This is a genomic window from Flavobacterium sp. (genome assembly GCF_040382755.1).
In the GTDB taxonomy this organism is placed as follows: Bacteria; Bacteroidota; Bacteroidia; order Flavobacteriales; family Flavobacteriaceae; genus Flavobacterium.
In genome coordinates, this window is sequence record NZ_JBEIET010000021.1 from 1 (window position 1) to 26,471 (window position 26,471).

22 protein-coding genes are annotated in these 26,471 nt (G+C 31.9%); 11 read left to right on the forward strand and 11 right to left on the reverse strand.

Going from position 1 to position 26,471, the window contains the following annotated elements; all coding sequences use genetic code 11:
• The 6 genes from ABWO04_RS03750 to ABWO04_RS03775 form a co-directional block, all read left to right on the forward strand.
• A partial coding sequence (locus ABWO04_RS03750) for a tetratricopeptide repeat protein (protein WP_353077441.1) occupies window positions 1-2,332 on the forward strand: 2,332 nt, incomplete at its 5' end.
• Window positions 2,333-2,422: 90 nt separating this feature from the next.
• Window positions 2,423-4,171 carry a porin family protein gene (locus ABWO04_RS03755; RefSeq protein ID WP_353077443.1) on the forward strand — a complete coding sequence of 583 codons (1,749 nt, stop codon included), beginning with the start codon at window positions 2,423-2,425 and terminating at the stop codon, window positions 4,169-4,171.
• 122 nt (window positions 4,172-4,293) lie between these two features.
• The gene (locus tag ABWO04_RS03760) at window positions 4,294-5,352 is read left to right on the forward strand and encodes a carboxypeptidase-like regulatory domain-containing protein (RefSeq protein WP_353077445.1); all 1,059 of its coding nucleotides are present in this window, start codon (window positions 4,294-4,296) and stop codon (window positions 5,350-5,352) included.
• A 38-nt stretch (window positions 5,353-5,390) separates the two neighbouring features.
• On the forward strand, window positions 5,391-5,843 hold the full coding sequence (locus ABWO04_RS03765; protein WP_353077447.1) for a hypothetical protein: 453 nt from the start codon (window positions 5,391-5,393) through the stop codon (window positions 5,841-5,843).
• A gap of 287 nt (window positions 5,844-6,130) precedes the next feature.
• The gene (gyrB, locus tag ABWO04_RS03770; RefSeq protein ID WP_353077449.1) at window positions 6,131-8,071 is read left to right on the forward strand and encodes a DNA topoisomerase (ATP-hydrolyzing) subunit B; all 1,941 of its coding nucleotides are present in this window, start codon (window positions 6,131-6,133) and stop codon (window positions 8,069-8,071) included.
• Window positions 8,072-9,082 carry a DUF6588 family protein gene (locus ABWO04_RS03775; protein ID WP_353077451.1) on the forward strand — a complete coding sequence of 337 codons (1,011 nt, stop codon included), beginning with the start codon at window positions 8,072-8,074 and terminating at the stop codon, window positions 9,080-9,082.
• An 88-nt stretch (window positions 9,083-9,170) separates the two neighbouring features.
• Here ABWO04_RS03775 and ABWO04_RS03780 read toward each other — a convergent pair whose 3' ends face one another.
• From ABWO04_RS03780 to ABWO04_RS03810, 7 genes are all read right to left on the reverse strand, one after another.
• The gene (locus tag ABWO04_RS03780; protein ID WP_353077452.1) at window positions 9,171-9,893 is read right to left on the reverse strand and encodes an LOG family protein; all 723 of its coding nucleotides are present in this window, start codon (window positions 9,891-9,893) and stop codon (window positions 9,171-9,173) included.
• A 29-nt stretch (window positions 9,894-9,922) separates the two neighbouring features.
• The gene (uvrA, locus tag ABWO04_RS03785) at window positions 9,923-12,754 is read right to left on the reverse strand and encodes an excinuclease ABC subunit UvrA (RefSeq protein ID WP_353077454.1); all 2,832 of its coding nucleotides are present in this window, start codon (window positions 12,752-12,754) and stop codon (window positions 9,923-9,925) included.
• A gap of 79 nt (window positions 12,755-12,833) precedes the next feature.
• Complete coding sequence (locus ABWO04_RS03790) at window positions 12,834-13,163, reverse strand: DUF6787 family protein (protein ID WP_353077456.1); 330 nt, start codon at window positions 13,161-13,163, stop codon at window positions 12,834-12,836.
• An 89-nt stretch (window positions 13,164-13,252) separates the two neighbouring features.
• Window positions 13,253-14,209 (reverse strand): D-2-hydroxyacid dehydrogenase, encoded by a 957-nt coding sequence (locus ABWO04_RS03795; RefSeq protein WP_353077458.1) that lies wholly within the window; start codon window positions 14,207-14,209, stop codon window positions 13,253-13,255.
• 89 nt (window positions 14,210-14,298) lie between these two features.
• Window positions 14,299-15,372, reverse strand: coding sequence for a 3-phosphoserine/phosphohydroxythreonine transaminase (serC, locus tag ABWO04_RS03800; RefSeq protein WP_353077459.1), 1,074 nt, complete (start codon window positions 15,370-15,372; stop codon window positions 14,299-14,301).
• Window positions 15,373-15,477: 105 nt separating this feature from the next.
• Complete coding sequence (locus tag ABWO04_RS03805) at window positions 15,478-15,606, reverse strand: hypothetical protein (protein WP_353077461.1); 129 nt, start codon at window positions 15,604-15,606, stop codon at window positions 15,478-15,480.
• A 1-nt stretch (window position 15,607) separates the two neighbouring features.
• Complete coding sequence (locus ABWO04_RS03810) at window positions 15,608-16,666, reverse strand: acyl-CoA reductase (RefSeq protein WP_353077463.1); 1,059 nt, start codon at window positions 16,664-16,666, stop codon at window positions 15,608-15,610.
• Window positions 16,667-16,801: 135 nt separating this feature from the next.
• Between ABWO04_RS03810 and ABWO04_RS03815 the strand changes: the two genes are divergently transcribed.
• From ABWO04_RS03815 to ABWO04_RS03835, 5 genes are all read left to right on the forward strand, one after another.
• Entirely contained in the window at window positions 16,802-17,152 is a 351-nt protein-coding gene (locus ABWO04_RS03815; RefSeq protein ID WP_353077466.1) for a 4Fe-4S binding protein, read from the forward strand.
• 91 nt (window positions 17,153-17,243) lie between these two features.
• Window positions 17,244-18,338, forward strand: coding sequence for a redox-regulated ATPase YchF (gene ychF, locus ABWO04_RS03820; RefSeq protein WP_353077468.1), 1,095 nt, complete (start codon window positions 17,244-17,246; stop codon window positions 18,336-18,338).
• 229 nt (window positions 18,339-18,567) lie between these two features.
• On the forward strand, window positions 18,568-20,430 hold the full coding sequence (locus ABWO04_RS03825) for a DNA topoisomerase IV subunit B (protein ID WP_353077470.1): 1,863 nt from the start codon (window positions 18,568-18,570) through the stop codon (window positions 20,428-20,430).
• Window positions 20,431-20,441: 11 nt separating this feature from the next.
• Window positions 20,442-20,939, forward strand: a complete 498-nt coding sequence (locus tag ABWO04_RS03830; RefSeq protein ID WP_353077472.1) for a hypothetical protein — start codon at window positions 20,442-20,444, stop codon at window positions 20,937-20,939.
• Window positions 20,940-21,014: 75 nt separating this feature from the next.
• Window positions 21,015-23,756: a DNA gyrase/topoisomerase IV subunit A gene (locus tag ABWO04_RS03835; RefSeq protein ID WP_353077475.1), complete on the forward strand. Its 2,742-nt coding sequence runs from the start codon at window positions 21,015-21,017 to the stop codon at window positions 23,754-23,756.
• Between the two features lie 47 nt (window positions 23,757-23,803).
• On the opposite strand, the gene ABWO04_RS03840 is transcribed toward ABWO04_RS03835, so the two are convergent.
• From ABWO04_RS03840 to murQ, 4 genes are all read right to left on the reverse strand, one after another.
• A complete protein-coding gene (locus ABWO04_RS03840) occupies window positions 23,804-24,661 on the reverse strand; it encodes a TerC family protein (RefSeq protein WP_353077477.1) in 858 nt (285 codons plus the stop codon).
• A 68-nt stretch (window positions 24,662-24,729) separates the two neighbouring features.
• Window positions 24,730-25,095: a DNA topoisomerase IV gene (locus ABWO04_RS03845; protein WP_353077479.1), complete on the reverse strand. Its 366-nt coding sequence runs from the start codon at window positions 25,093-25,095 to the stop codon at window positions 24,730-24,732.
• 202 nt (window positions 25,096-25,297) lie between these two features.
• Window positions 25,298-25,519, reverse strand: coding sequence for a DUF6095 family protein (locus ABWO04_RS03850; RefSeq protein ID WP_353077481.1), 222 nt, complete (start codon window positions 25,517-25,519; stop codon window positions 25,298-25,300).
• A gap of 7 nt (window positions 25,520-25,526) precedes the next feature.
• Window positions 25,527-26,345 (reverse strand): N-acetylmuramic acid 6-phosphate etherase, encoded by an 819-nt coding sequence (gene murQ, locus ABWO04_RS03855; protein WP_353077483.1) that lies wholly within the window; start codon window positions 26,343-26,345, stop codon window positions 25,527-25,529.
• Between the last annotated feature and the right edge of the window lie 126 nt (window positions 26,346-26,471).

Consider the following 26,471-nt stretch of genomic DNA (forward strand, 5'->3'; position numbering starts at 1 on the left):
TGATTTAGGCGAACCGCAATTGAAAAAATCTACAGCAATTGAAAAAAGTGAATTGTCTAAAATTATTGGTGAAAGTTATTTTAATTTAAAACAATACGATAATGCATTACCTTATTTACAAGCTTATAAAGGCAAAAAAGGAAAATGGAATAATACCGATTATTACCAATTAGGGTATGCTTTTTACCAACAAAAAAATTATGAAAGTGCCATTTTGCAATTCAATAAAATTATTGATGGAAATGACTTTTTAGCACAAAATGCGTACTATCATTTGGCGGAAAGTTATTTAAATACGGATAAAAAACAACAAGCGTTAAATGCATTTAAAACGGCTTCAGAAATGACTTTTGATGCTAAAATTCAAGAAGATGCCGCTTTAAATTATGCAAAATTAAGTTACGAAATAGGAAATCCGTATGTTTCAACACCTGAAATATTAAAATCTTTCATTGATAAATATCCAGACAATCTTAATAATCAAGAATTAAAAAGTTTACTTATTAATTCCTACATAACTTCTAAAAATTATACAGAAGCTTTAATTTTATTAGAGAAAAATAAAACACCTGAAAATAAATTGGCATATCAAAAAGTTACCTTTTACAGAGGTCTAGAAGTATATACAGATGGTAAATATCAAGAAGCGTATGGGCTTTTCAAAAAATCGTTAACGGAAAACAAAGACCCTAAGATTTCAGCTCGAGCATTATTCTGGAAAGGGGAATGCGAGTACAGTTTAGAACAGTTTTCTGAAGCCGTTTTAACGTATAAACAATTTTTAAATGCTTACGCAGCTGCTGAAACTCCTGAAATCAAAACGGCTAATTATAATTTGGCATACGCATATTTTAAAATTAAAGAATACGAAAATGCGATTCCACAGTTTAATGCATTTATAGTAAAAGGTAAAGACGATAAAGTTCGCCTTACGGATGCCTATTTACGTATGGCTGATTGTAATTACATTTCATCAAAGTATTGGCCAGCGATGGATGCTTATAATAAAGCAATTGAGTTAAAATGCGTAGATGCTGATTATGCCGCTTTTCAAAAAGGCATGAGTTACGGATTTGTAAATAAAAACGAAAAGAAAATTGAAGATTTAAACAAATTTGTTTCTACCTACAAAACGTCACAATATATGGATGATGCTTTATATGAATTAGCCAATACATATACTGTTGAAGAACAAAATGATAAAGCAATTGCCACGTTTGATAATTTAATTAATCAACATAAAAACAGTGCTTATATTGCAAAATCGATTTTAAAGCAAGGCTTAATTTTCTATAATACAGATAAAGATGATGCAGCGCTTACAAAATTTAAAAAGGTGGTAGCTGAATTTCCAAATTCGCCAGAATCATTTGAAGCCGTATCTACTGCAAAAAGTATATACAAAGCAAACGGAAATATTACTGAATATGCGGCTTGGGTAAAAACGCTTTCTTTTATTGAAGTGAATGATGCGGAATTAGATAATGATATGTATGAATCAGCTGAAAAACAGTATTTAACAAATAATGCCAAACAAGCTATTTCCAGATTTACGAGTTATTTGGTGCAGTTCCCGAATGGATTACACGCGTTAAAAGTACATTTTTACTTAGCTCAATTGTATTTTGCCGATACTTTAGAAAAAAATGCAATCCCACATTATGAATTTGTAATTGCTCAAGCTCGAAATGAATTTACAGAGCAAGCTTTGGTTCGATTGTCTGAGATTTATTTGAAAGAGAAAAATTGTGATAGCGCGATTCCAGTATTAAAACGATTAGAAACAGATGCTGAGTATCCGCAAAACACCACGTTTGCACAATCAAATTTAATGAAATGTTATTACGAGAAACAAGATTATGACAATTCTGAAATCTATTCTGATAAAGTATTGAAAAATCCGAAAATGGATGATAACATTAAAAGCGACGCTCAAATTATTATTGCACGTTCGGCTATAAAAACCAATAATGAAGCCAATGCCAAAGAAGCCTACGCTAAATTACAGAAAATTGCAAAAGGCGAATTGGCTGCAGAAGCATTGTATTACGACGCTTATTTTAAAAACAAAGAAGGAAAATTTGATGCTTCAAATAAAGCCGTTGAAAAATATTCAAGTACGTATTCGGGTTATAAATATTTTGGTGCGAAAAGTTTACTGGTAATGGCAAAAAACTATTACGGACTTAAAGATAGTTTTCAAGCTACTGAAATTTTACAAAGTATCATCGATAATTTTGCAGAATTTACTGATGTAGTCACAGAATGTCAAACCGAATTAGAAACCATAAAAGCCGAAGAAGCGAAGACGAATTCGTCAGTTACGGAGTAAGTGTCAAGTAAAAAGGCAAAAGTAAAAAGTAAAAGAAATTGCGAACCTTGCGAAAACCTTAGTGTCTTTGCGGTTAAAATAAAAAAATATATGAAGAAGTTAATTTTAAGTATCATCGTCCTTTCAGCCTTTCAAGTTGGTTTTTCTCAAAAGAAAGATGAAAACATTGGAAGTGAAGTAGTAAATATTGTTAAACCCTACACGCCAACCATTTCTGATGCGTTTAAAGTGAAACAAACCCCTGCCGTGGAAGAAGAAGTGATAGAACCAAAAATTCCAATCAAATTTCAGATATTTTCATTCCCAGTAGCTTCTACATTTTTACCATCTAAAGGAAAAGCCGCCGACGTAGATAAAGAAATTTTAGAAAAAGGATTTTCAAATTATGTTTCCTTAGGTGCTGGAACGTATGGAACGGCAAATGCCGAACTTTTTTTAACACATCAAATAAGTAAAACCGATTATGTCGGAGGAATGTTACAGCATCTATCCTCTCAAGGTGGAATAGGAGGTTTACTTTTAGATGATAGTTTTTATACAAATGCTTTAGACGCGACTTACGGAAGCAGAAATAAAAAATTTAGCTGGAATGCCGACTTAGGAATTAAAAACCAAGGAATCAATTGGTATGGTTTACCAAATTATTCGTTTTTTGATACTTCTGTAGTCAATAACATTGATGAAAAACAACAATACAATACAATTGCTATTGGTGGAAAAATGAGCTTGAAAGACAGTTTTTTTAAACAAGCTTCATTGCAGTTCAAACATTTTTCAGATGCTTTTGGTTCAGCAGAAAATAGATTTTTTATCAAACCAAATTTTGATTTTAACGTAGTAAATCAGAAAGTGAAAACTGATTTTGTTTTGGATTATGTAGGCGGAAGTTTTGATAGAAGGTTAATGCAAATGAATTCAGCGTATAATTATTCATCCTTAAATTTAGGTTTTAGCCCGAGTATCTTATACCAACAAGATGACTTGTCAGTTGAAATTGGTGCAAAAGTTTTTTATGCCAAGTCTGCAATAGATCAAGAAAATAACAAGAAAATATTCTTTTATCCAAAAGTAAAAGCATCCTACAAATTAGTAGGAGATATTTTATTGGCTTATGCAGGAGCAGAAGGAAATTTACAACAAAATTCGTATGCGGATTTCGTAGATAATAATCCGTTTGTTTCTCCAACGTTATTTATTGCTCCAACCAATACAAAATACGATTTATATTTTGGTTTGAAAGGAAAATTAGCCAATGCAGTTGCTTTTAATGTTAAAACCTCATATTTAAACCAAGATGATAGAGCACTTTTTGCAGCAAATTATTATGATGTTTTGTCAACTAATCCAAATGGATATGCTTTTGGAAATTCTTTTAATGTAGTTTACGACGATTTAAAAACTTGGTCTGTTTTTGGTGAATTGAAAGCAGATTTTACGAAAAACATTGCTTTTGGAATTAATGGAACATTTAATACTTTCACTACAAATACGCAAAATGAAGCTTGGAATTTACCAAAACTTCAAGTCGCAAGTTTTGTGGATGTTGAAATTAATGAAAAATGGAGCGCTGGTGCTAAATTGTTTTTTGTTGGAGAACGACAAGATATTGATAGTATCCAAAATGAATCTATGTTTTCTTCTTTTAATTCAGGTATAAAAACAGTAACTTTAGATAGTTATTTTGATTTGAATGCGCACGTGGGTTATAAGTTCAGTAAAAGATTAAATTTCTTTTTAAAAGGAAATAATTTAGCCAATCAACAATACAAACGTTGGGCTGGATTCCCGGTGCAAAGCATTCAAATTTTAGGGGGAGCTACTTATAAATTCGATTTCTAATAAATAGGTACACAGATTATTCAGATTGAACGGATTTACACAAATTTTTCGTAATTTTTGTCTTCCTTAAAGCATCTAAATATTCTTAAGAAATAGAAATCATTGAAAAAATAATTATTTAAGTGAGTAAAATTTTAATCATAATACTGTTTCCGTTATTTGTTTTTTCGCAAAACATTAAAGGAAAAATTACCGATTCCAATAAGCAACCAATTGCTGGTGCCTCTGTATATTTAGACGGAACAACCATCGGAACAGTTTCGGATGCTGATGGTTTGTTTGAAATTACTTCAAAAAGTAAATTCAATACCTTATTAATTGTCAAATTTATGGGTTATGAAGATATTTATGTTTCAAATCCATATGAAAAACCATTTTTTACCTTCGTTTTAGTTCCAAAACAAAATGAAATTGAAACGGTTTTGGTTGTTAAAGATGGCTTTACAAGAAAGCAAAAATTACAACTTTTCAGAGAACAATTTTTAGGTGTAACAAAATATGGAAAGGCCTGTAAAATACTAAATGAAGATGCCATTGATTTAAATTACGATTTAGAAACTTTTACTTTCACGGCTTCTTGCCCAGAACCTATAAAAGTAGAAAATCCATTGTTAGGTTATGTTATTGATTTTGATTTACAAGATTTTTATGTGAAATTTAATTTTAAAACCATTAAATCGGCAAATGTTATTCAAAGTTTATTTTTAGGGACTGTAAAATATACAGAAACTAAGATTGACGAAAAAATAATTAAAAACAGAAACGATGTTTATTTTGGTTCAGCAGTTGACTTTTTTAAGGGTATAATTGATAATTCTTGGTCTGAAAAAAAATTCATTTTGTATGAAGGTAGGTTTCCTGTGCTTGCTAATGATTATTTTAAAGTGTTGAAAAAAGACGATTTATATGAAGTTACGGTTACTTCAACAAATAAAGTTTCTTTTTCAATTGGTGGTATTAAAAAAACTAATTTTTATGCCGATTTTAATCTTTTGTATCGCAAAAAAAGACAATCACGCGTAATATTTAAAACCGAAACTTTTTTTGTAGATAGCTCTGGAAATAACTCACATAAAGATCAAATTGTTTTTGGGGGCGATATCGGACAACAAAAAGCTGGAAATACCTTACCTTTAGATTTTGAACCGGAAATTCTTGAGAAAGAAGTCGAAAAAAAATAAATAAAATCAAATCTACTTTTAATTCAGAATATTCGAAAATGCCAAACTTCAAGCAAAAAATACTTTCTCATTATCAAATACTACTTCAAGATAAAATAGATATTTATCAAGATTTAATTCAATCTTTAACTGAAGATGCGCAAAATGATGCTAAATCTTCGGCAGGTGATAAACACGAAACTACATTGTCAAAATTACATATCGAACAAGAAAAAATTGCAAATAAGTTAAAAGAAGCATTAGAACAACAAGCCATTTTATCAAAATTAGATATCGAACAGATTTCAAATAAAGCCATTTTAGGAAGTGTTGTTGTTACAAATCATTTAACCGTTTTCATCAGTACCGCATTGCCAAAAATCACAATTGATAATCGTGCTGTTTTTGCCATTTCTCCGCAATCGCCATTAGGAATGCAGATGATGCATCAAGCTGTGAATTCTGAATTTTTGGTAAATCAAGTTCAGTATAAAATTTTAGAAATTTTGTAAAAAATTACGGTTTTCTTATTCAAATTTTACAAAACACATAAATTTCTTGATTTTTAAAACCCCATTATTTTGCGTTTTAAGACATTTTCTTATTTTTAACTATTTTTTTTGGGTATAAAAAAACACCAAAACGGCATTTTTGATACTTTTTAGCCCTTTTCAGGAAAGATTTTAGAAATTAACAAATGTTGATAACTTAAGGCGCTTTGCTGTTGTTATTTCTTGGCTTTTTTTAATCCATTCGTTATATTTGTTTGTTATAAAAATGTTTATTTAGCACAATTATTATGAGTGAAGAAAATAAAAAAGGGAGTTATTCAGCCGATAGTATTCAGGCATTAGAAGGAATGGAGCACGTAAGAATGCGTCCATCAATGTATATTGGAGATACTGGAGTTAGAGGTTTACACCATTTAGTATATGAAGTTGTAGATAACTCAATTGATGAAGCATTAGCGGGTCATTGTGACACTATTTATGTAGCAATTAATGAAGATAATTCTATATCTGTAGAAGATAATGGTCGTGGTATTCCTGTTGACATTCACAAAAAAGAAGGAATTTCTGCTTTAGAGGTAGTTATGACTAAAATTGGAGCAGGAGGAAAGTTCGATAAAGATTCGTATAAAGTATCTGGAGGACTTCACGGAGTGGGTGTATCGTGTGTAAATGCACTTTCTGACCACTTACGCGCTACTGTTCACAGAGATGGAAAAATTTACGAACAAGAATACGAAAAAGGAAAAAGTTTATATCCAGTAAAACAAATTGGTACAACTGACAAAAGAGGAACTATCGTAACCTTCAAACCAGATGCTACCATTTTTACACAAACTTTAGAATATTCATACGATACTTTAGCGGCTCGTTTACGTGAGTTGTCTTTCTTAAATAAAGGAATTACAATTACCTTAACCGATAAAAGACATTTGGCTGAAGATGGAAGTCAACCAGTTGAAACATTTCATTCTAAAGAAGGTTTAAAAGAATTTATTAAGTTTTTAGACGGAAACAGAGAACCTATTATTTCTCATGTAATTAGCATGGAAAATGAAAAAGGTGAAATTCCTGTCGAAGTAGCCTTAATTTACAATACTTCTTATACAGAAAATATTTTTTCATACGTAAATAACATTAATACTCACGAAGGTGGAACGCATTTACAAGGTTTCCGTATGGGATTAACGCGTACGTTAAAAAAATATGCTGATGCTTCTGGTTTATTAGAAAAATTAAAATTTGAAATTGCTGGTGATGATTTCCGTGAAGGGTTAACAGCGATTATTTCTGTGAAAATTCAAGAACCACAATTTGAAGGACAAACCAAAACAAAATTAGGAAATAGAGAAGTAGTTTCTCCCGTTTCGCAAGCTGTTGCAGAAATGTTAGAAAACTATTTAGAAGAAAATCCTAATGATGCTAAAACCATTGTACAGAAAGTAATTTTAGCAGCTCAAGCCCGACACGCAGCGAAAAAAGCCCGTGAAATGGTACAACGTAAAACCGTTATGGGTGGCGGTGGATTGCCAGGAAAATTATCAGATTGTTCGGAACAAGATCCAGAAAAATGTGAAATTTACTTAGTAGAGGGAGATTCTGCAGGTGGAACAGCAAAACAAGGTCGAAATAGATATTTTCAAGCAATTTTACCATTAAGAGGTAAGATTTTGAATGTGGAAAAAGCGATGCAACATAAGGTTTTTGAAAACGAGGAGATTAGAAACATCTTCACGGCTTTAGGTGTTACAGTAGGTACTGAAGAAGACAGTAAAGCATTGAATTTATCTAAATTACGTTACCATAAAGTAATTATTATGTGTGATGCCGATGTCGATGGTTCTCACATTTCTACGTTAATTCTTACGTTTTTCTTTAGATATATGAAAGAATTAATTGAAGGTGGGCACGTGTATATTGCAGCGCCACCGTTATATCAGGTTAAAAAAGGAAACAAAAAACAATACGCTTGGAACGATGACCAACGTGATAGAATTTCTATGGAAATGGGAGGAAGTACGAGTATTCAACGTTATAAAGGTCTTGGAGAGATGAATGCAGAACAATTGTGGGAAACTACAATGAATCCAGATTTCAGAACTTTCCGTCAAGTAACAATTGATAATTTAGGAGAAGCAGATCGCGTTTTCTCTATGTTAATGGGTGATGAAGTACCACCTCGTAGAGAATTTATTGAGAAAAATGCTGCTTACGCTAAAATTGATGCGTAATTGAAAAAGTTAAGTATTTTAACAAGTCTGTTTGTTTTTGTTTTTTCAAATTTTGGATCAGCACAAACCACAGCACAATTTGAACAAATAGGGTATCTTTTAGAAGATGCCCTTTTGTATTCCAAGCAATATTTAATTCCTGCTACCGATGCAGCAGTTTATCAAGCTTCTTCTGCATGGATGAATTCGGCAAAGAAGAAAGAAAACTGGGAAATAAATGTAGGAATTCATGGGAATATGTTTTTTGTGCCAAAATCGGATAGAAGTTTTACTATTTCGAATTCGGATTTTCAATTTTTACAATTAGAAGGAACAGAAACTACAGCAGTTGTACCAACGGCAATTGGAAATGATGACACCTATTATTTAGTAGGTGATTTAGATGGGCAACAAGTCCGTTTAAAAACCCCAAAAGGAGTGAATCAAGAAACTATAAACTATCCGTATTTAGATGTATCTCTCGCTTTGCCAAGTGGAACAGAACTTATTGGTCGTTTTTCAACTAAAACCAATTTAAAACGTGGTTATTATCAAGTGTATGGTGTTGGTTTAAAACACAATATTAGTCAATATTTTCCGAGTTTAGAACCTAAAAAAATTCATATTTCTGCGATGTCTTTTTATTCTAATGAAGACATTAGTTTTGATTTTTTAGATGTAAATACTTCGTATGGAAATTTAGGTATTAATAATTTAAACGGAATTGTTGATACATTTCATTATCAATTAGCGGTATCTAAAGAAATCAATAAATTTGAAATTTTAGGAAGTTTTATTGTCAATAGCAGTATGTTTAATTATGTAGTAAGTGGTGAAAAAGGCGCTATAGAAGATATAATTCCGGCTCAACAAATAATAAATCAATTGCTTGATACCATTGAAAAAAGAAAAACCAATTATATTGGCGAAATTGCCGTAAATTATAGTTTAAATAAATTTAATTTTCTGAGTGCTTTTGCTTTCGGTAAGTTTTTTAATTATAACTTAGGTGTTTCTTATAAGATAAATTAAAAAAAGTCCCGCCTTTTATAAAGACGGGACTTTTTATATAACAATTTATCGCTAAGGCTTTCAAAACATGTAGCTGATTTTCTCGATGCTAAAAGTTAGGAGACAATTCGTATTTTTTATAGAAATTATCTAAAGCTTCCACCACCTCATCTTCGTTATCTACAATTTTAAATAATTTTAAATCTTCAGGTGAAGCATTTTTAAATTTGTCTATCATTACAGATTGAATCCAATCCATTAAACCCGACCAAAACTCAGTTCCCACTAAGATAATTGGAAATTTAGCTATTTTTTTAGTTTGTATTAATGTAATTGCTTCAAACATTTCGTCTAAGGTTCCAAAACCTCCAGGCATTACTACAAAACCTTGAGAATATTTCACAAACATTACTTTTCGAACAAAAAAGTAATCGAAATTTAAGTTTTTATCTCGGTCAATGTAGGGATTAAAATGTTGCTCAAAAGGCAATTCAATATTTAATCCTACGGATGTTCCACCGCCGTGATGTGCGCCTTTGTTTCCGGCTTCCATAATTCCAGGTCCACCGCCAGTAATGACTCCGTAGCCCGCTTTCGAAATTTTATAAGCTATTTTTTCAGCAAGTAAATAATATTTATCTTCTGGTTTTGTTCTTGCTGAACCAAAAATAGATACACAAGGGCCAATACGTCCCATAGTTTCGTATCCATTTACAAATTCCGACATAATTTTAAAAATAGCCCAAGAATCGTTTGCTCGTACTTCATTCCAAGTTTTTTGTTTTAATTTGTCTTGGATTCTTTCCTCTTCATTTTGATATATTCCGCTCATATTTTTCTTTTTTATTTTAAATAACTAATCTAAGATAATTCTTTTTTCAAAAACTGTGCCGTATAACTTTTTTTATTTTTAATAATTTCTTCTGGTGTGCCTTTGCATAATACTTCTCCGCCGCCTTTTCCGCCTTCTAAACCAATGTCAATTATATAATCGGCCAATTTAATGACATCTAAATTATGTTCAATAATTAAAACCGTATTTCCTTTGTCTACTAATTTGTTAATCACATCCATTAAAATACGAATGTCTTCAAAATGCAAGCCAGTAGTAGGTTCATCTAAAATATAAAAGGTGTTTCCTGTATCTTTTTTAGATAATTCTCCGGCTAATTTAATTCGTTGTGCTTCACCACCAGAAAGAGTGGTACTTTGCTGTCCTAAAGTAATATATCCCAAACCAACATCTTGAATGGTTTTTACTTTTCGATAAATTTTTGGAATCATTTCAAAGAATTCAACGGCTTCATCAACTGTCATATTTAACACGTCTGAAATGGATTTTCCTTTATAACGTATTTCTAAAGTTTCTCTATTAAAACGTTTACCTTGACAGGTTTCGCATTCTACATATACATCGGGTAAAAAACTCATCTCAATTGTTCTTACTCCTGAACCTTCACAAGTTTCACATCTTCCTCCTTTTACGTTAAAGCTAAATCGACCTGGTTTATAGCCGCGAATTTGTGCTTCGGATGTCATTGTAAACAAACTTCTTATTTCTGAAAAAACATCGGTGTATGTGGCTGGATTGCTTCGAGGTGTTCTACCAATCGGACTTTGGTCGATATCAATCACTTTATCCAAATATTCTAAACCTTCAATTTTTTTATAAGGTTGAGGTTTTTTAACTGCGTTATAAAAATGAGTATTTAAAATAGGGTAGAGCGTTTCGTTAATTAAGGTGGATTTCCCACTTCCAGAAACCCCTGAAACACAAATTAATTGCCCTAACGGAATTTCTATAGAAACATTTTTTAGGTTGTTTCCTGTCGCACCAGTTAGTTTTAAAAACTTTCCATTTCCTTTTCTGCGCGTTTTTGGTACTTCAATTTTCATTTTACCATTCAAATATTGAGCAGTAATTGTATTTTCTTTTAATAGTTCAGCAGGAGTGCCTTGGCTAATAATTTGTCCGCCATATTTTCCTGCTTTCGGGCCTATATCAATCACGTGGTCGGCACGTAAAATCATATCTTTATCGTGTTCCACCACTAAAACCGAGTTGCCAATATCGCGCAAACTTTCTAATGATTTTATCAATCGTTCATTATCGCGTTGATGCAATCCGATACTTGGTTCGTCTAAAATATATAAAACACCCACCAATTGCGAACCAATTTGTGTGGCCAATCGAATACGTTGTGCTTCTCCACCAGAAAGGGTTTTCGAACTTCTATTCAAACATAAATAATCTAAGCCTACATCCAGTAAAAAATTAATTCTAGCGTTGATTTCTTTTAAAATTTCAAATGAAATAGTAATTTGTTTGTCGGAAAGATGATTTGGTAAATCGGAAAACCACTGTTGTAATTCTACAATGTCCATTTGAACCAAATCGCCTATGCTTTTCTCATTAATTTTAAAATATAAAACTTCTTTTCGTAAACGCGTTCCAGAACATTCAGAACACGTGTTTTCATCCATAAATTCTTTTGCCCAACGTTTAATACTTGCCGATTCGGATTGTTCAAACTGATTTTTAATGAAATTGGATATGCCTTCAAAATCAATTTTATAATCTTTGGTAATGCCCATCACTTTCGATACGACTGAAAATTTTTCATTTCCTCCATATAAAATCATATCCATTGCTTCTGCAGGAATGGTATCGATAGTATCTGTTATTTTAAATCCGTATTTTTCACCAATAAATTCTAATTGTTTAAAAATCCAAGTGCTTTTATATTCACCTAATGGTGCAAAACCACCCGATTTTATAGATAATTTTGGGTTTGGAATAATTTTTTGCAGATTTATTTCGTTTACAATTCCTAAACCATTACAGTTAGAACAAGCCCCTTTTGGTGAATTGAAGGAAAAATTATTAGGTTCTGGATTGGGATACGAAATACCAGAGGTAGGACACATTAAACTTCTACTGTAAAACCGAACTTCTTGAGAATCTTGTTCAATTACCATCATAATATCATCACCGTGATGCATAGCTACTTTGATACTTTCGGTTAATCGTTTGTCGGTGTCTTCGTCTTTTTTTACAGCCACTCTATCAATTACAATTTCAATATCGTGTGTTTTGTAGCGATCCACTTTCATACCATATTCCAAATCTTTTATCACTCCGTTTACACGAACTTTTAAAAAACCTTGTTTGGCAATTTGTTCAAATAATTCTCTGTAATGTCCTTTTCGTGAACGAATTACGGGAGATAAGATATTAATTCTTTTCCCATCAAATTCATCATAAATTAATTCTTTAATTTGATCGTCCGAATAGGAAACCATTTTTTCGCCCGTGTTGTAACTGTATGCATCCGCGGCACGTGCAAATAATAATCTAAGAAAATCGTATATTTCTGTAATCGTTCCCACGGTTGAACGTGGACTTTTATTGGTAGTTTTTTGCTCAATGGCAATCACTGGTGAAAGTCCGTCTATTTTATCTACATCTGGACGTTCTAATCCACCTAAAAACTGACGTGCATAAGCAGAAAACGTTTCGATGTATCTACGTTGCCCTTCAGCATAAATCGTATCAAAGGCTAAGGACGACTTTCCTGAACCAGATAAACCAGTAATAACGACTAATTTTTCGCGAGGAATGGTAACGTCAATATTTTTTAAATTATGAGTACGAGCCCCAATAATTTCAATAGAATTTTCTGTGTGTTGCATACAATTTTTATCAAAACGCAAAATTACAATTTTTTAGTTCAATTGTAAGACAGAAATAGGTTTTGTTTTTATTAAGTTTTTATTTTTTCAGGATTTTTTCATCCACAAAATTTGCAATGAAACCTAATTTCATTCTATTCAACATTTTCTTTTCAAAATTCCAAAAGAAAGTAAATTGTCCAAATAGAAAACCAATAAAAACAAGTAATACTTGATAAAAAGGAAAAATTAATACCAAACGTAAAACGCGATACAACCAATGTGGCTGAAAGGTTTCGGGAATTCCAATAAGTATTAGGAAAGGTTTTGCTACTTGTAAAGCGCTGAAACCTGTAATGGCAAAAACAATTAAAATGCTCGCTAATTGCCAGTTACTTGAAATATTCCAACGTTTTTTTAACCTATTCATTTTTTAAAATTTATCGGTATAAAGATAAAAAAAAGTCCCGAAAAATCAGGACTAAATTTTATTTTTGAATACGGTAAGTGCTTTTTGAATTATTTGTTTTTCAATAAACTAATAATTTGTTCCGCTAATTCGGTACCAATTCTGTCTTGCGCTTCTAAAGTAGCTGCACCAATATGTGGTGTTAATGAAATTTTTGGTTGCATTAATATTTGAATTTCTGGAGTAGGTTCATTTTCAAATACATCTAATCCGGCAAATAAAACTTTTCCGTTTTCGATAGCTTCAATTAAAGCCACTTCATTAATTACCCCACCACGAGCACAGTTTACAATTCCCACTTCGTTTTTCATCATTTCAAACTCGGCTTTGTCTAAAACATAACCGTCTTGTGCAGGTACGTGAAGGGTAATAAAATCAGCTTGTTTTAAAACGTCTTCTAAAGGTTCAGTACTAATATCTACATTAATAAATTGACCATTATAAAAATCTACTCTAATTACAGCTTCATTAATATATTTATCGGCAGCAATGACTTTCATTCCAATTCCTAAAGCTAATTTCGCCACCGCTTGACCAATTCTTCCGAATCCAATAATACCTATTGTTTTTCCTCTTAGCTCAAGTCCGTCAGCGTAGGCTTTTTTCAACCCATTAAAATTGGTATCACCTTCTAAAGGCATATTTCTGTTGGCATCGTGTAAAAAACGAACGCCAGAAAATAAATGCGCAAAAACCAATTCGGCTACACTTTCAGATGAAGAAGCCGGTGTGTTAATTACATGAATTCCTTTTGAACGGGCATATTCTACATCAATATTATCCATTCCAACACCGCCACGACCAATAATTTTTAATCCAGGACAGGCATCAATAATGTCTTGTTTTACTTTTGTAGCACTTCTTACCAAAATAACTTGTACATTATTAGTATTGATATAATTGGCTACTTGTTCTTGTGCTACTTTTGTAGTGATGACTTCAAAACCAGCTTGTTCTAAAGTAGTAATTCCGCTTTTTGAAATTCCGTCGTTTGCTAATACTTTCATTTTTGAGTTTATATGTTTAAAAGTTTATGAGTTTAAAAGTGAAACTCAACTATAATTTATATTCTATTTTTCTGAATACTAAATACTGATTACTGAACACTAACTTCCAATTCTTTCATTACGTCTACCAATACTTGAACGCTTTCTAATGGTAATGCATTGTACATAGAAGCACGATAGCCTCCAACAGAGCGGTGCCCAGTTAAACCAGATATTCCTGCTGCTTTCCACATTGCATCAAACTTTTCTGCTAAACTTTCGTCAGTTAAAACAAATGTAGCGTTCATGATACTTCTGTCTTCCGTAGCAGCTGTTCCTTTAAATAATGGATTTCTGTCAATTTCTGAATATAATAAGGCTGCTTTTTCATTATTTATTTTTTCAATAGCTGCAATTCCGCCTAAATTTTTTAACCATTGTAAGGTTAATAAGGAAGCATAAACAGGAAATACCGGCGGCGTATTGTACATACTTTCTGCCTTAATATGTTTTTCATAATCCAACATACTTGGTATATAACGACCTGTTCTTCCTAAGATTTCTTCTTTTATTACTACCAATGTAGTTCCAGCTGGTCCCATATTTTTTTGTGCACCAGCATAAATGATATCAAATTGTGAAAAATCTAATGTTCTTGAAAAAATATCCGAACTCATATCGCAAACCAAAGGCACATTTGTTTTTGGAAATGATTTCATTTGTGTTCCAAAAATGGTATTGTTACTAGTGCAGTGAAAATAACTTGCATCAGTTGGAATTTCAATGTTTTTTGGGATATAATTATAATTGGCTTCTTTTGAAGAACCAACAACTAAGGTTTCCCCGAAATGTTTGGCTTCTTTAATAGCGTTGTTTGCCCACGTTCCTGTATCTAAATAAGCTGCTTTTCCATCAACTTTCATTAAGTTGTAAGGCACCATTAAGAATTCTAAACTTGCACCACCAGCTAAAAATAACGCTTGATAACCTTTGTTTTCTAATCCTAAAAGTTCTAAAACTAAAGCTCGTGCATCATCCATAACAGCTACAAAGTCTTTACTTCTGTGCGAAATTTCTAATAATGATAAATCGGAATTATTAAAATTTAAAATGGCTTGAGCTGATTTTTCAAATACTTCCTGTGGCAAAATACAAGGTCCTGCGCTATAATTGTGTTTTTTCATAATGTGGTTGTAGTTTGGTGCAAATTTCAGGTTTTTAGAAAAACTGCCCAAAATTAAATAATTGAAATCGTACCGACTTATTAACAATATCGATTTCGAAAAATATTATTTTTCTTTTTTTGATGCCTTTCGATTGGAGTTTACTTTTGCTTCTAAATTGAATTTAGGTTGGTGTTTGTGTACGTCTTTTTCTTTTTGTGTTTTAATTATCGTACTAATTTTAGAAACTGTCATTTTATAAATTAATTAGAAACTGCATTGTGTCTACATTATCTGCATAATCCCATAAATTTGGTTTTTGAGTTTTTCCAAAATAGACTGAATTTTCAATACTTCCATTTGAAACAACACATTGAATCATTTCTGCATCTTTTTGTAAACGTAATTTTACTTCGTTTATATCTTCATAAAATTCATAAAATACCGAAGAAATAGGTGAGGCGTGACTGATATCTTCTTTAATAGTTAAAAATTCGTTATCTAATAATTGAAAATTACTCATTAAAAAAACCGCTTTGTTATAATCGTAATTATTGGCATATTTTTCATAATATATTACATCTTTTTGAGCATACATTCCATTAAAAAACGCATCGAAATTATAGTTTTTTGGCACAAAAATTTTAGAAACATTTCGGCAACCTAAGCCAAAATATCGAAATACATCTTCACTTAATAAAGTCATTTCTTCTGGCGTTTCCTCTCCGGTTAAAACTGCAATGGAATTTCTACTTTTTCTAATAATCGATGGTTTATCTTTAAAATAATATTCAAAGTATCTTGCTGTATTGTTACTTCCAGTAGCAATAACGGCATCGTAATTTTCTAATTTATCTTCAACAAACGTTATTTTTTCATTAAATCGATTATCCAATGCAATTAAATATTTAGCTAAAAATTTAATTAAATAATCGTCTTTACTTGATGTTTTAACTAAAACATTATTCCCAGAAATTAAAACCGTTAAAAAATCGTGAAAACCTACTAATGGAATATTTCCTGCTAATATTAAACCTACATTTTTTGGTGATTTTTCAATAAAAGTATATTCGGAAAGCCATTGATTTATGTTGTTTTCAGTTAAAGCTTCTGCCCAACTTGAAATGCTAAAATGAACATTGTCTGGTGTGAACCAATTGTTGTGAGATTGGGATAACGCAATTAAATCTACAAATGAATTATAAAAAACGTCATTATGTTTTACGTGCTCATTTTGTTGATTATTGTCTAAAGAAAACTGATTTAAAAATTTTCCTAATTCAACAAAATTATTTTTTATTTCAATTTGTAACATATGTAACTTGTTTATATTTAGTTTACGTTGTATTTTTGCACAAAATTAATATAATATGTCGAAAGTCTAACGTCTTAAAGTAAAAAGATTTACGACATTTGACATTATGACTTTTCAACATTAAGACAAAATAAAATGGCAATTATAATAACAGACGAATGTATTAATTGTGGGGCTTGTGAACCAGAATGTCCAAATACTGCAATATATGAAGGTGCGGATGATTGGCGTTGGAAAGACGGTACCAAACTTTCAGGAAAAATAATTTTACCAGACGGAACAGAAATCGATGCAGATGCGGCACAAACGCCTGTTTCAGATGATTTATACTACATCGTTCCAGGAAAGTGTACCGAATGTAAAGGGTTTCACGACGAACCTCAATGTGCGGCTGTTTGTCCTGTTGATTGTTGCGTACCAGATGACAATCACGTAGAAAGTGAAGAAACACTTTTAAACAGACAAGCATTTTTGCATAACGAATAAAACCTCCAACCCCAAAGCGGAGTTGTGATAGAAAATAATAATAAATTGAACCGATGTGAAGTCCCCTTCGGGGATTTAGGGGCTTTAAAATATGAAAGCAGGAATTGTAGGCTTACCAAACGTAGGAAAATCAACATTATTTAATTGTTTATCAAATGCAAAAGCGCAAAGTGCTAACTTTCCGTTTTGTACTATCGAGCCAAATATTGGTGTAGTAAACGTACCCGATCCAAGAATCAATCGTTTAGAAGAATTGGTAAATCCAGAACGTGTACAAATGGCAACCGTTGATATTGTTGATATTGCTGGTTTAGTTAAAGGGGCGAGTAAAGGAGAAGGATTAGGAAATCAGTTTTTAGGAAATATTAGAGAATGTAATGCCATTATTCACGTATTACGTTGTTTTGACAACGACAATATTGTTCACGTAGATGGAAATGTAAACCCAATCCGTGATAAAGAAACCATCGATATCGAATTGCAATTAAAAGATTTAGAAACGGTTGAAAAACGTTTAGAAAAAGCGAATAAAGGCGCTAAAACAGGAAATGCAGAAGCAAAAATTGAAAAAGGAATTTTAGATAGAATTAAAGAAGCTTTATTACAAGGAAAATCGGCAAGAACGGTTGTGCCAAATGGTAATGAAGAAGAAGTTTTATACGAAGCGTTTCAATTAATTACAGCTAAACCTGTTTTGTACGTTTGTAATGTAGATGAAGCGTCCGCTGTAAATGGCAACAAATATGTAGACCAAGTTCGTGAATTAGTGAAAGACGAACAAGCAGAAGTAATTATCCTTTCAGTAGGAGCAGAAGCAGATATTACAGAATTAGAAAGCTACGAAGAACGTCAGGTTTTCTTGGAAGATATGGGATTGTCGGAACCAGGTTCTGCAGTTTTAATTCGTGCAGCATATAAATTATTGAATTTACAAACCTATTTCACAGCCGGTGTAAAAGAAGTTAGAGCTTGGACCATTCAAGTTGGCGATACGGCACCACAAGCAGCAGGAGTAATTCACTCTGATTTTGAAAAAGGATTTATTCGTGCAGAAGTTATCGCTTTTGAAGATTATTCAAATTTCGGTACAGAAGCAAAATGTAAAGAAGCTGGAAAACTTAGAGTAGAAGGAAAAGAATACATTGTGAAAGATGGAGATGTAATGCATTTCCGTTTTAACGTGTAAATTTAGAGTATAAATTATAGAATATAGAATATAGAAAAAACCGTTGCAGAAATGTAACGGTTTTTTTTTGCTTGTATTTAATAAATCAAGTTTAATTGCAGTTTCAAGTCTGTTTTCAGTGTTCTATTCTCTATATTCTAAAACTGAAAACTTCTTAATAACTTCTTTAAAAACCATTTTTATTTTTTAATGAAATCCTTTATCTTGCAAAAAATACAAATTCCGATTTATGCAAGAGCAACAAGATCAATATAACGAAGATAATATACGTTCACTCGACTGGAAAGAGCATATTCGTATGCGTCCTGGTATGTATATTGGTAAGTTAGGAGATGGTTCATCACCAGATGATGGTATTTATATTTTATTAAAAGAAGTACTCGATAACTGTATCGACGAATTTGTAATGGGTGCTGGTAAAGTAATTGAAGTCACCTTAAAAGACAAAATGGTTACCGTGCGCGATTATGGTCGTGGTATTCCTTTAGGAAAAGTCGTTGATGTTGTTTCCAAAATGAACACCGGAGGAAAATACGATTCTAAAGCATTCAAAAAATCAGTAGGACTTAATGGAGTAGGAACCAAGGCAGTAAATGCGTTGTCAAATTACTTCCGAGTAGAATCTGTTCGTGATAACCAGCAAAAAGCAGCTGAATTTTCTGCAGGAAATTTAACTCTTGAAGAAGATGTTATAGAATCTACCAAACGAAAAGGTACAAAAGTGTCTTTCGTTGCTGATGAAGTTATTTTTAAAAACTACAAGTATCGTAATGAATATATCATTAAAATGCTTAAAAATTATTGTTACCTAAATACAGGTTTAACAATTTATTTTAATGGCGAAAAATATTATTCTGATAACGGTTTAAAAGATTTATTAGAAGAAAATATTGCCGAAGAAGATATGGTGTATCCAATTATTCATCTTTTAGGTGATGATATTGAAGTCGCCATAACGCATAGTAAAACCCAATATTCAGAAGAATATTATTCTTTCGTAAACGGACAAAACACTACGCAAGGTGGAACGCATTTAGGTGCATTCAGAGAAGCATTAGTAAAAACCATAAAAGAGTTTTATAACAAACCTTTTGAAGCATCAGACATTCGTAAATCAATTGTTTCGGCAATTGTGGTTCGTGTAGAAGAACCTGTTTTTGAAAGTCAAACCAAAACCAAATTAGGTTCTACCGATATGGGACCTGATGCGCCATCGGTTCGTACGTTTGTTAACGATTTTATGAAAACGAAGTTAGATAACTTCTTACATAAAAATCCAGAAGTTGCCGATGCATTACTTCGTAAAATTTTACAAGCAGAACGCGAGCGTAAAGAATTATCTGGAATTAGAAAGTTAGCCAAAGACAGAGCTAAGAAAGCCAACTTACACAATAAGAAATTACGCGATTGTAGAGTGCATTTAACGGATTCTAAAAACCCAAGAAGTTTAGAAAGCACCCTTTTTATTACTGAGGGAGATTCAGCTTCGGGTTCGATTACTAAAAGTCGTGATGTGAATACACAAGCCGTATTTAGTTTACGTGGTAAGCCATTAAACTCATACGGTATGAGTAAGAAAATTGTGTACGAAAACGAGGAATTCAATTTATTGCAAGCGGCATTAAATATTGAAGAAAGTATGGAAGATTTGCGTTATAATAATATCGTAATTGCTACCGATGCCGATGTCGATGGAATGCACATTCGCTTGTTGTTAATTACCTTTTTCTTACAATTTTTTCCTGAAATGATTAAAGAAGGGCATTTGTATATTTTGCAAACGCCATTATTCAGAATTCGAAATAAAAGAGAAACCATTTATTGCTATTCGGAAGAAGAACGAAAAGCGGCGATGGAAAAACTAAAGCCAAAACCAGAAATCACCCGATTTAAAGGATTAGGAGAAATTTCTCCAGATGAGTTTAAAAATTTCATTGGAGAAACCATTCGTCTCGATCCTGTGATGTTAGATAAAGCTACGTCTATTGAGAAATTATTAGAATTCTATATGGGTAAAAATACACCCGACCGTCAAGAGTTTATCATTAACAACTTGAAGGTAGAATTAGATGTGGTGGAAGAGGAAGTTTAAAGATGTATAAAATGATGAGATTTTTAATAGCTATTTTGTTTTTAGGTTTTTTTTCTTGTTCAAAATTAAATCAATTAGAATATGAATCTTTTGATAAATATGATAAAATAAGATTAGTTTCTTATTCAGAACACAGAAAAGAAGCTGAAAAAACGGATATAATTAAATTAGTAAATGATTCTATAGAAATTCCTAAAGTACAAATTATTGATAATGTAGTATTAGACAATTTGTTTAGTGATAAAATATTGAAAATTCTATCATCTAAAGATTATAATGACTGTAGTTATGCTGATTGTTATCAGCCAAGACATATTTTATTGTTTTATAAAAACAATTCAATCATTGATTTTTATGAGTTTTGTGCATCGTGTGGAGGTAGCAGACAATCAAAAGGAATTAAAGTTTCTGATATATGCTCAGAACAAGGAAGACAGTTAATTAAAGTGTTTAAAGAAATGAAGCTTAAAAATAACGGTGAAGAAGGTGACGGCTTTAAATATTTTTAAAGTAAAATAATATTTAAATAAGGGAATTGATATTGAAGCAATATTAAAATAAAACACTGAAATAAATTCAGCATAATGAAAGACGAAGAAGAAAACATTCATCCAGAAGAAGAAAATACGGAACATACTGAAAATAATTCAGAGGATAATTCAATTGATGACAATCAAGAGGAAGCTTCTTCAGAAGAAATTATTGAAGTAGACGCCAAACACTTCGAAGGACAACATTTTTACGAAAACGACGAAAATCCAGAAGATACCATTACCAAAGTGACAGGAATGTACAAAGATTGGTTTTTGGATTATGCTTCGTATGTAATTTTAGAACGTGCTGTTCCTGCTATTGAAGATGGTTTTAAACCCGTGCAACGTCGTATTATGCACTCTTTGAAGGAGTTGGATGATGGTCGTTATAATAAAGTGGCCAATGTTGTTGGGCACACGATGCAGTATCATCCTCACGGAGATGCCAGTATTGGCGATGCAATGGTGCAAATCGGGCAACGTGAATTACTTATTGATTGTCAAGGAAACTGGGGAAATATTTTAACTGGCGATAGTGCGGCAGCTTCTCGTTATATTGAAGCCCGTTTGTCAAAATTTGCTTTGGAAGTTTTGTACTCTCCAAAAATTACCGATTGGGGTGTTTCTTACGATGGTCGTCGTGCTGAACCAAACAATTTACCTGTAAAATTCCCATTATTATTAGCTTCAGGAGCCGAAGGAATTGCGGTGGGATTATCAACAAAAGTCTTACCTCACAATTTTAATGAATTAATTGATGCTTCGATAAAAATTTTAAAAGGAAAACCATTTACCATTTATCCTGATTTCCAAACGGCTGGTATTGCAGACGTTTCGAATTATAATGATGGAATGCGAGGCGGTCGAGTTCGAGTTCGTGCTAAAATTTCGCAATTAGACAAGCAAACGTTAGTGATTACTCAAATTCCGTTTTCAACGAATACGTCAACATTGATTGATAGTATTCTGAAAGCCAATGAAAAAGGAAAAATAAAAATTAAAAAGATTGAAGATAATACCGCTGCTGAGGTAGAAATATTAATTCATCTTTTCCCTGGTGTTTCGCCAGATAAATCTATTGATGCCTTGTATGCATTCACGGCTTGTGAAACTTCGGTAGCGCCTTTAGGTTGTGTGATTCAAGACAACAAACCGCTTTTTGTTGGCGTGTCTCATATGTTGAAAATTTCGACAGAAAGAACGGTTGTTTTACTTCGAAAAGAATTAGAAATTCAATTAGAGGAATTAAAAACAAAATGGCATTTTTCAACATTAGAAAAAATCTTCATTCGTGAAGAAATGTATATCGATTTCAAATTGTATTCGGACAGAGAAACACTTTACGAGTATTTATACAAACAATTTGAACCGTTTAAAAAGTCGTTTGTTCGTGAAATTGTAGATGAAGATTTACAGAAATTAACGCAAATTCCAATGATTCGTATTACGCGATTTGATTCGGATAAAGCGGACGATTTTATTGCGAAGTTAGAAGATGAAATGAAAGAAGTGCAACATCATTTAGACAATCTAATTGATTTTGCTATTGATTATTTTACTAAACTAAAAGAAAAATACGGAAAAGGAAGAGAACGCCAAACCGAATTGAGAAGCTTTGATACGATTGAAGCTACGAAAGTGGTGTTGCGTAACACAAAATTATACGTAAACAAAGAAGAAGGTTTCTTTGGAACAGGTTTAAAGAAAGACGAATATGTGGCCGACTGTTCGGATATTGATGATGTAATTGTTTTCCTTAGAGATGGTAGAATGATGATTGCTAAAGTGGATGATAAAAAGTTCGTAGGCAAAGATATTATTCATATCGCTGTTTTCGATAAAAACGATAAACGTACCATTTATAATATGATTTATCGTGATGGTAAAAACGGTTCCACATTTATTAAACGTTTTAATGTTTCTGGAGTGACTCGTGATAAATTTTACGATTTAACACAAGAAAAGCCAGGTTCGCAAGTCTTATATTTCTCTGCCAATCCAAATGGAGAAGCTGAGGTGGTGACTATTTTATTACGCCAAGTAGGAAGTATTAAGAAACTGAAATGGGATCAAGATTTTTCAGATATCGCCATTAAAGGTCGTGCAAGTAAAGGAAATACGGTTACAAAATATCCAATCAAGAAAATTGAGTTAAAAGAAAAAGGAATTTCTACTCTTCGACCAAGAAAAATTTGGTTTGACGATACAGTTCATCGTTTAAATGTTGATGGAAGAGGTGAGTTGTTGGGCGAATTTAAGCCTAATGATAGATTGCTTATTGCGAATCAAGCTGGAAAAATTAAAACCATTATTCCTGAATTGACCACACATTTTGATGAAGATATGATTGTAATGGAAAAATGGAATCCGAAAAAACCGATTTCAGCTATTTATTACGATGGAGAAAAAGAGCGTTATTTTGTAAAACGTTTCTTAATTGAAAATGAAAATAAAGAGGAAATTTTTATTACAGAGCACGAAAAATCACAATTAGAAATTATTTCAACAGATTGGTTACCAATGGCTGAGGTGGTTTATGCAAAAGTAAAAGGTGTGCAAAAAGACAATCAGATTGTAAATTTAGACGAGTTTATTGCTGTGAAAGGAATTAAAGCATTAGGAAATCAATTAACTACTGATAAAATCAAACAAGTAAATATACTTGAATCGTTACCTTATGAAGAGGAATTAGACGAACCAGAAGTACTGGTTTCTGAAGAAAATACTTCTGATAACCAAGATTTCAATATCGAATTAGACGATGACGGACAAATAACGTTGAGTTTAGAATAAATTCCAAATACAAACCTGATAGTTTTCCTATCAGGTTTTTTTATGGCTTAATTCGTAATATCAGTATCTTCTAATTTTTGATCCATAATTTTACTATTATGTAAAACAACAGGTTTCTTGCTGTTTTTCTTCATTTTTAGATTTAAAAATTCTACAAATAAAGAGAAGAAAATAGAGAAATATAAATATCCTTTTGGAATGCTATGCACGGTTTCGCCCCCAAAGAATTTAAAGTTGGCTAAGTGTGAACCTTCTGCTAAAAGCATCACACCAATTAATATTAAGAACGATAATCCTAAAATTTGTATGGTTGGGTGATTGTTTACGAATTTACTTACAGGTCCTGCAAAAATCATCATAATAATTATTGAAATAATAATTGCCATAATCATAATTTCAATTGCACCAGCTGCACCAAATCCAACTGGTGGTTCGGCAGCACTTACTAAACCTATTGCTGTTAAAATACTGTCAAAAGAAAACACAATATTTAACAAAGCAATTTGTAAAATAGCAGCGCCTAAAGTATTACTGGCTTTACCGCTTGCTGTTTCGTCTTCGCCTTCAAGTTTATGATGTATTTCTGAAACGGATTTGTACAATAAAAATAAACCTCCACCAAAAATAATTAAACTTTGACCCGAAATTCCTCCTGAGAAAAAGCCCAAATCAAAATCAAAAAACGATTTTTTTAAACTCATTACCCAAGTGATTCCAAAAAGCAAAACAATTCGAAATGCCATTGCTAATAATAATCCGATTCTTCTGGCTTTTGGTTGGTCTTCCGTTCTTAATTTTCCAGAAACAATGGATAAAAATACAATATTATCAATTCCGAGAATGATTTCTAAAAAAGTTAAGGTTAATAGGGCAATCCAAGCGTCTGGGTTGGTTAATATTTCCATTTGGTTAGGTATATTTTGTTTTTAGAATTTAGTCTGTTTAAAGACATACTGTTATTTTACGTTGAAAACTATAATTTAGTTACAGAACCAAATTGTTTTTTTGCATCGCCAACAAATGAATATTCAAAATTATATTTTAATTCTTTGGTATTTAGTATTTTAACGTGAATTGCTTTTTTTTCTGCTCTGTTTTTTGGCTTCACATTTTCTAAAATATATTCACAGTCATTTATCCAACGAATTGTAAAAGTATCAATAACTTGATTATAGTTTTCAATTTGAATAGAATCATTTCTTTCAAATGAACTCGTTAGTTTTTTACCATCAAAAGTGGTTTCTGAAGTAAATTTTCCGGTTTTAAAATCGGTACACTTTCTTTCTTGATTGTAACAAGAAACAAGTGTTAATGCGAATAATAATATGATTTTTTTCATTTTATGTTTTATAACAATTCTGATAATTATCGAGTTAAATCCTTTTCACTTTTATTAAACACATAGGAAAATAGGAAATATTATGTTAATTTGAGTAGCTTCGTTATCCATAGAAAACATAGATTAACTATTTTTTTACTCTGCTACTTTTTACTTTGCAACTTAGAAACTTAGAAACTTTTTACTTAGCAACTTTTTACTTTTACTTCTCAAACATACTTTTCATTATCGTATTTATGCCCTTAAACATCAAATAAACAGAAAAGCAACAAACTAACACACCTAAAATCGCCACATAAATAAATAAAGGATGTTTTTGATTTTTAAAGCTACTATTTAAAATAAATACACCTACAAAAAGTGTGGGCAATGAACCTAATAATATGCGAAGTCCTTTGTTTAGTATTATTTTATTTACAGACATACTATTTTTATTTTTGGCTAATATAGAAATTGACAGCTTTTCTTACACTGCCATACTCTTGTAATAATTTGGCACCTATTTCATACGTTACTGGAATTTCTTCCATTATCATTCGTATGCCTCTGTCAATTAGTTTGTCGTTACTTAATTGCATATCTACCATTTTATTGCCCTTTACTTTGCCTAAAGCAATCATAGTAGACGTAGAAATCATATTTAAAACTAATTTCTGTGCTGTTCCTGCTTTCATTCTGCTGCTACCAGTAACAAATTCAGGTCCAACAATTACATCAATAGGATATTTTGCTGTTTGCGAAAGCGGACTTTGCGCATTACAACTGATACTTCCGGTAACAATATTATTGTCATTGCATTTTTGCAATCCGCCAATCACATACGGAGTCGTTCCAGAAGCTGCAATACCAATTACAACATCATTTTCATTAATTTCCCACGTTTGTAAGTCTTTCCAAGCTTGTTCTTTATCATCTTCAGCAAATTCAACGGCTTTTCTAATAGCGGTATCGCCACCTGCAATGATTCCTATAACGGTATCAAAATCAACACCAAATGTTGGTGGACATTCACTTGCATCAACTACGCCTAATCTACCAGAAGTTCCAGCGCCAATATAGAATAATCGTCCACCTACTTTCATTTTAGTAATAATTTGTTCAATTAACACTTCAATATTTGGTAGCGCTTTTTCAACTGCTAATGGAACTGTTTTGTCTTCTGTATTGATGTGTGTAAGCAATTCGTTTACAGACATTTTTTCTAAATGTTCGTATTTTGATGCCTGCTCTGTAGTTTTAATAAATGTCATATATTTAGGCCTATTATTGTTGTTCAAATATACAAAGTATTTATAAATTTAAAGAATGACAACCATAGTTTATTGAATATTTTTATATTTGTTAAAAACTATAACTTTTGAGTCAAAAATCTCACA

What these genes read in the sequence shown, in the direction of transcription:
- murQ (WP_353077483.1), bottom strand. Translation starts at nt 26,345, where the DNA reads ATGACATTTATTAAAACTACAGAGCAGGCATCAAAATACGAACATTTA.
- ABWO04_RS03755 (WP_353077443.1), top strand. Translation starts at nt 2,423, where the DNA reads ATGAAGAAGTTAATTTTAAGTATCATCGTCCTTTCAGCCTTTCAAGTT.
- ABWO04_RS03810 (WP_353077463.1), bottom strand. Translation starts at nt 16,666, where the DNA reads ATGTTACAAATTGAAATAAAAAATAATTTTGTTGAATTAGGAAAATTT.
- ABWO04_RS03845 (WP_353077479.1), bottom strand. Translation starts at nt 25,095, where the DNA reads ATGAAAAAAATCATATTATTATTCGCATTAACACTTGTTTCTTGTTAC.
- ABWO04_RS03850 (WP_353077481.1), bottom strand. Translation starts at nt 25,519, where the DNA reads ATGTCTGTAAATAAAATAATACTAAACAAAGGACTTCGCATATTATTA.
- ABWO04_RS03815 (WP_353077466.1), top strand. Translation starts at nt 16,802, where the DNA reads ATGGCAATTATAATAACAGACGAATGTATTAATTGTGGGGCTTGTGAA.
- ABWO04_RS03805 (WP_353077461.1), bottom strand. Translation starts at nt 15,606, where the DNA reads ATGACAGTTTCTAAAATTAGTACGATAATTAAAACACAAAAAGAAAAA.
- ABWO04_RS03765 (WP_353077447.1), top strand. Translation starts at nt 5,391, where the DNA reads ATGCCAAACTTCAAGCAAAAAATACTTTCTCATTATCAAATACTACTT.
- ABWO04_RS03795 (WP_353077458.1), bottom strand. Translation starts at nt 14,209, where the DNA reads ATGAAAGTATTAGCAAACGACGGAATTTCAAAAAGCGGAATTACTACT.
- ABWO04_RS03780 (WP_353077452.1), bottom strand. Translation starts at nt 9,893, where the DNA reads ATGAGCGGAATATATCAAAATGAAGAGGAAAGAATCCAAGACAAATTA.
- ABWO04_RS03830 (WP_353077472.1), top strand. Translation starts at nt 20,442, where the DNA reads ATGATGAGATTTTTAATAGCTATTTTGTTTTTAGGTTTTTTTTCTTGT.
- ABWO04_RS03835 (WP_353077475.1), top strand. Translation starts at nt 21,015, where the DNA reads ATGAAAGACGAAGAAGAAAACATTCATCCAGAAGAAGAAAATACGGAA.
- gyrB (WP_353077449.1), top strand. Translation starts at nt 6,131, where the DNA reads ATGAGTGAAGAAAATAAAAAAGGGAGTTATTCAGCCGATAGTATTCAG.
- ychF (WP_353077468.1), top strand. Translation starts at nt 17,244, where the DNA reads ATGAAAGCAGGAATTGTAGGCTTACCAAACGTAGGAAAATCAACATTA.
- ABWO04_RS03840 (WP_353077477.1), bottom strand. Translation starts at nt 24,661, where the DNA reads ATGGAAATATTAACCAACCCAGACGCTTGGATTGCCCTATTAACCTTA.
- uvrA (WP_353077454.1), bottom strand. Translation starts at nt 12,754, where the DNA reads ATGCAACACACAGAAAATTCTATTGAAATTATTGGGGCTCGTACTCAT.
- serC (WP_353077459.1), bottom strand. Translation starts at nt 15,372, where the DNA reads ATGAAAAAACACAATTATAGCGCAGGACCTTGTATTTTGCCACAGGAA.
- ABWO04_RS03825 (WP_353077470.1), top strand. Translation starts at nt 18,568, where the DNA reads ATGCAAGAGCAACAAGATCAATATAACGAAGATAATATACGTTCACTC.
- ABWO04_RS03790 (WP_353077456.1), bottom strand. Translation starts at nt 13,163, where the DNA reads ATGAATAGGTTAAAAAAACGTTGGAATATTTCAAGTAACTGGCAATTA.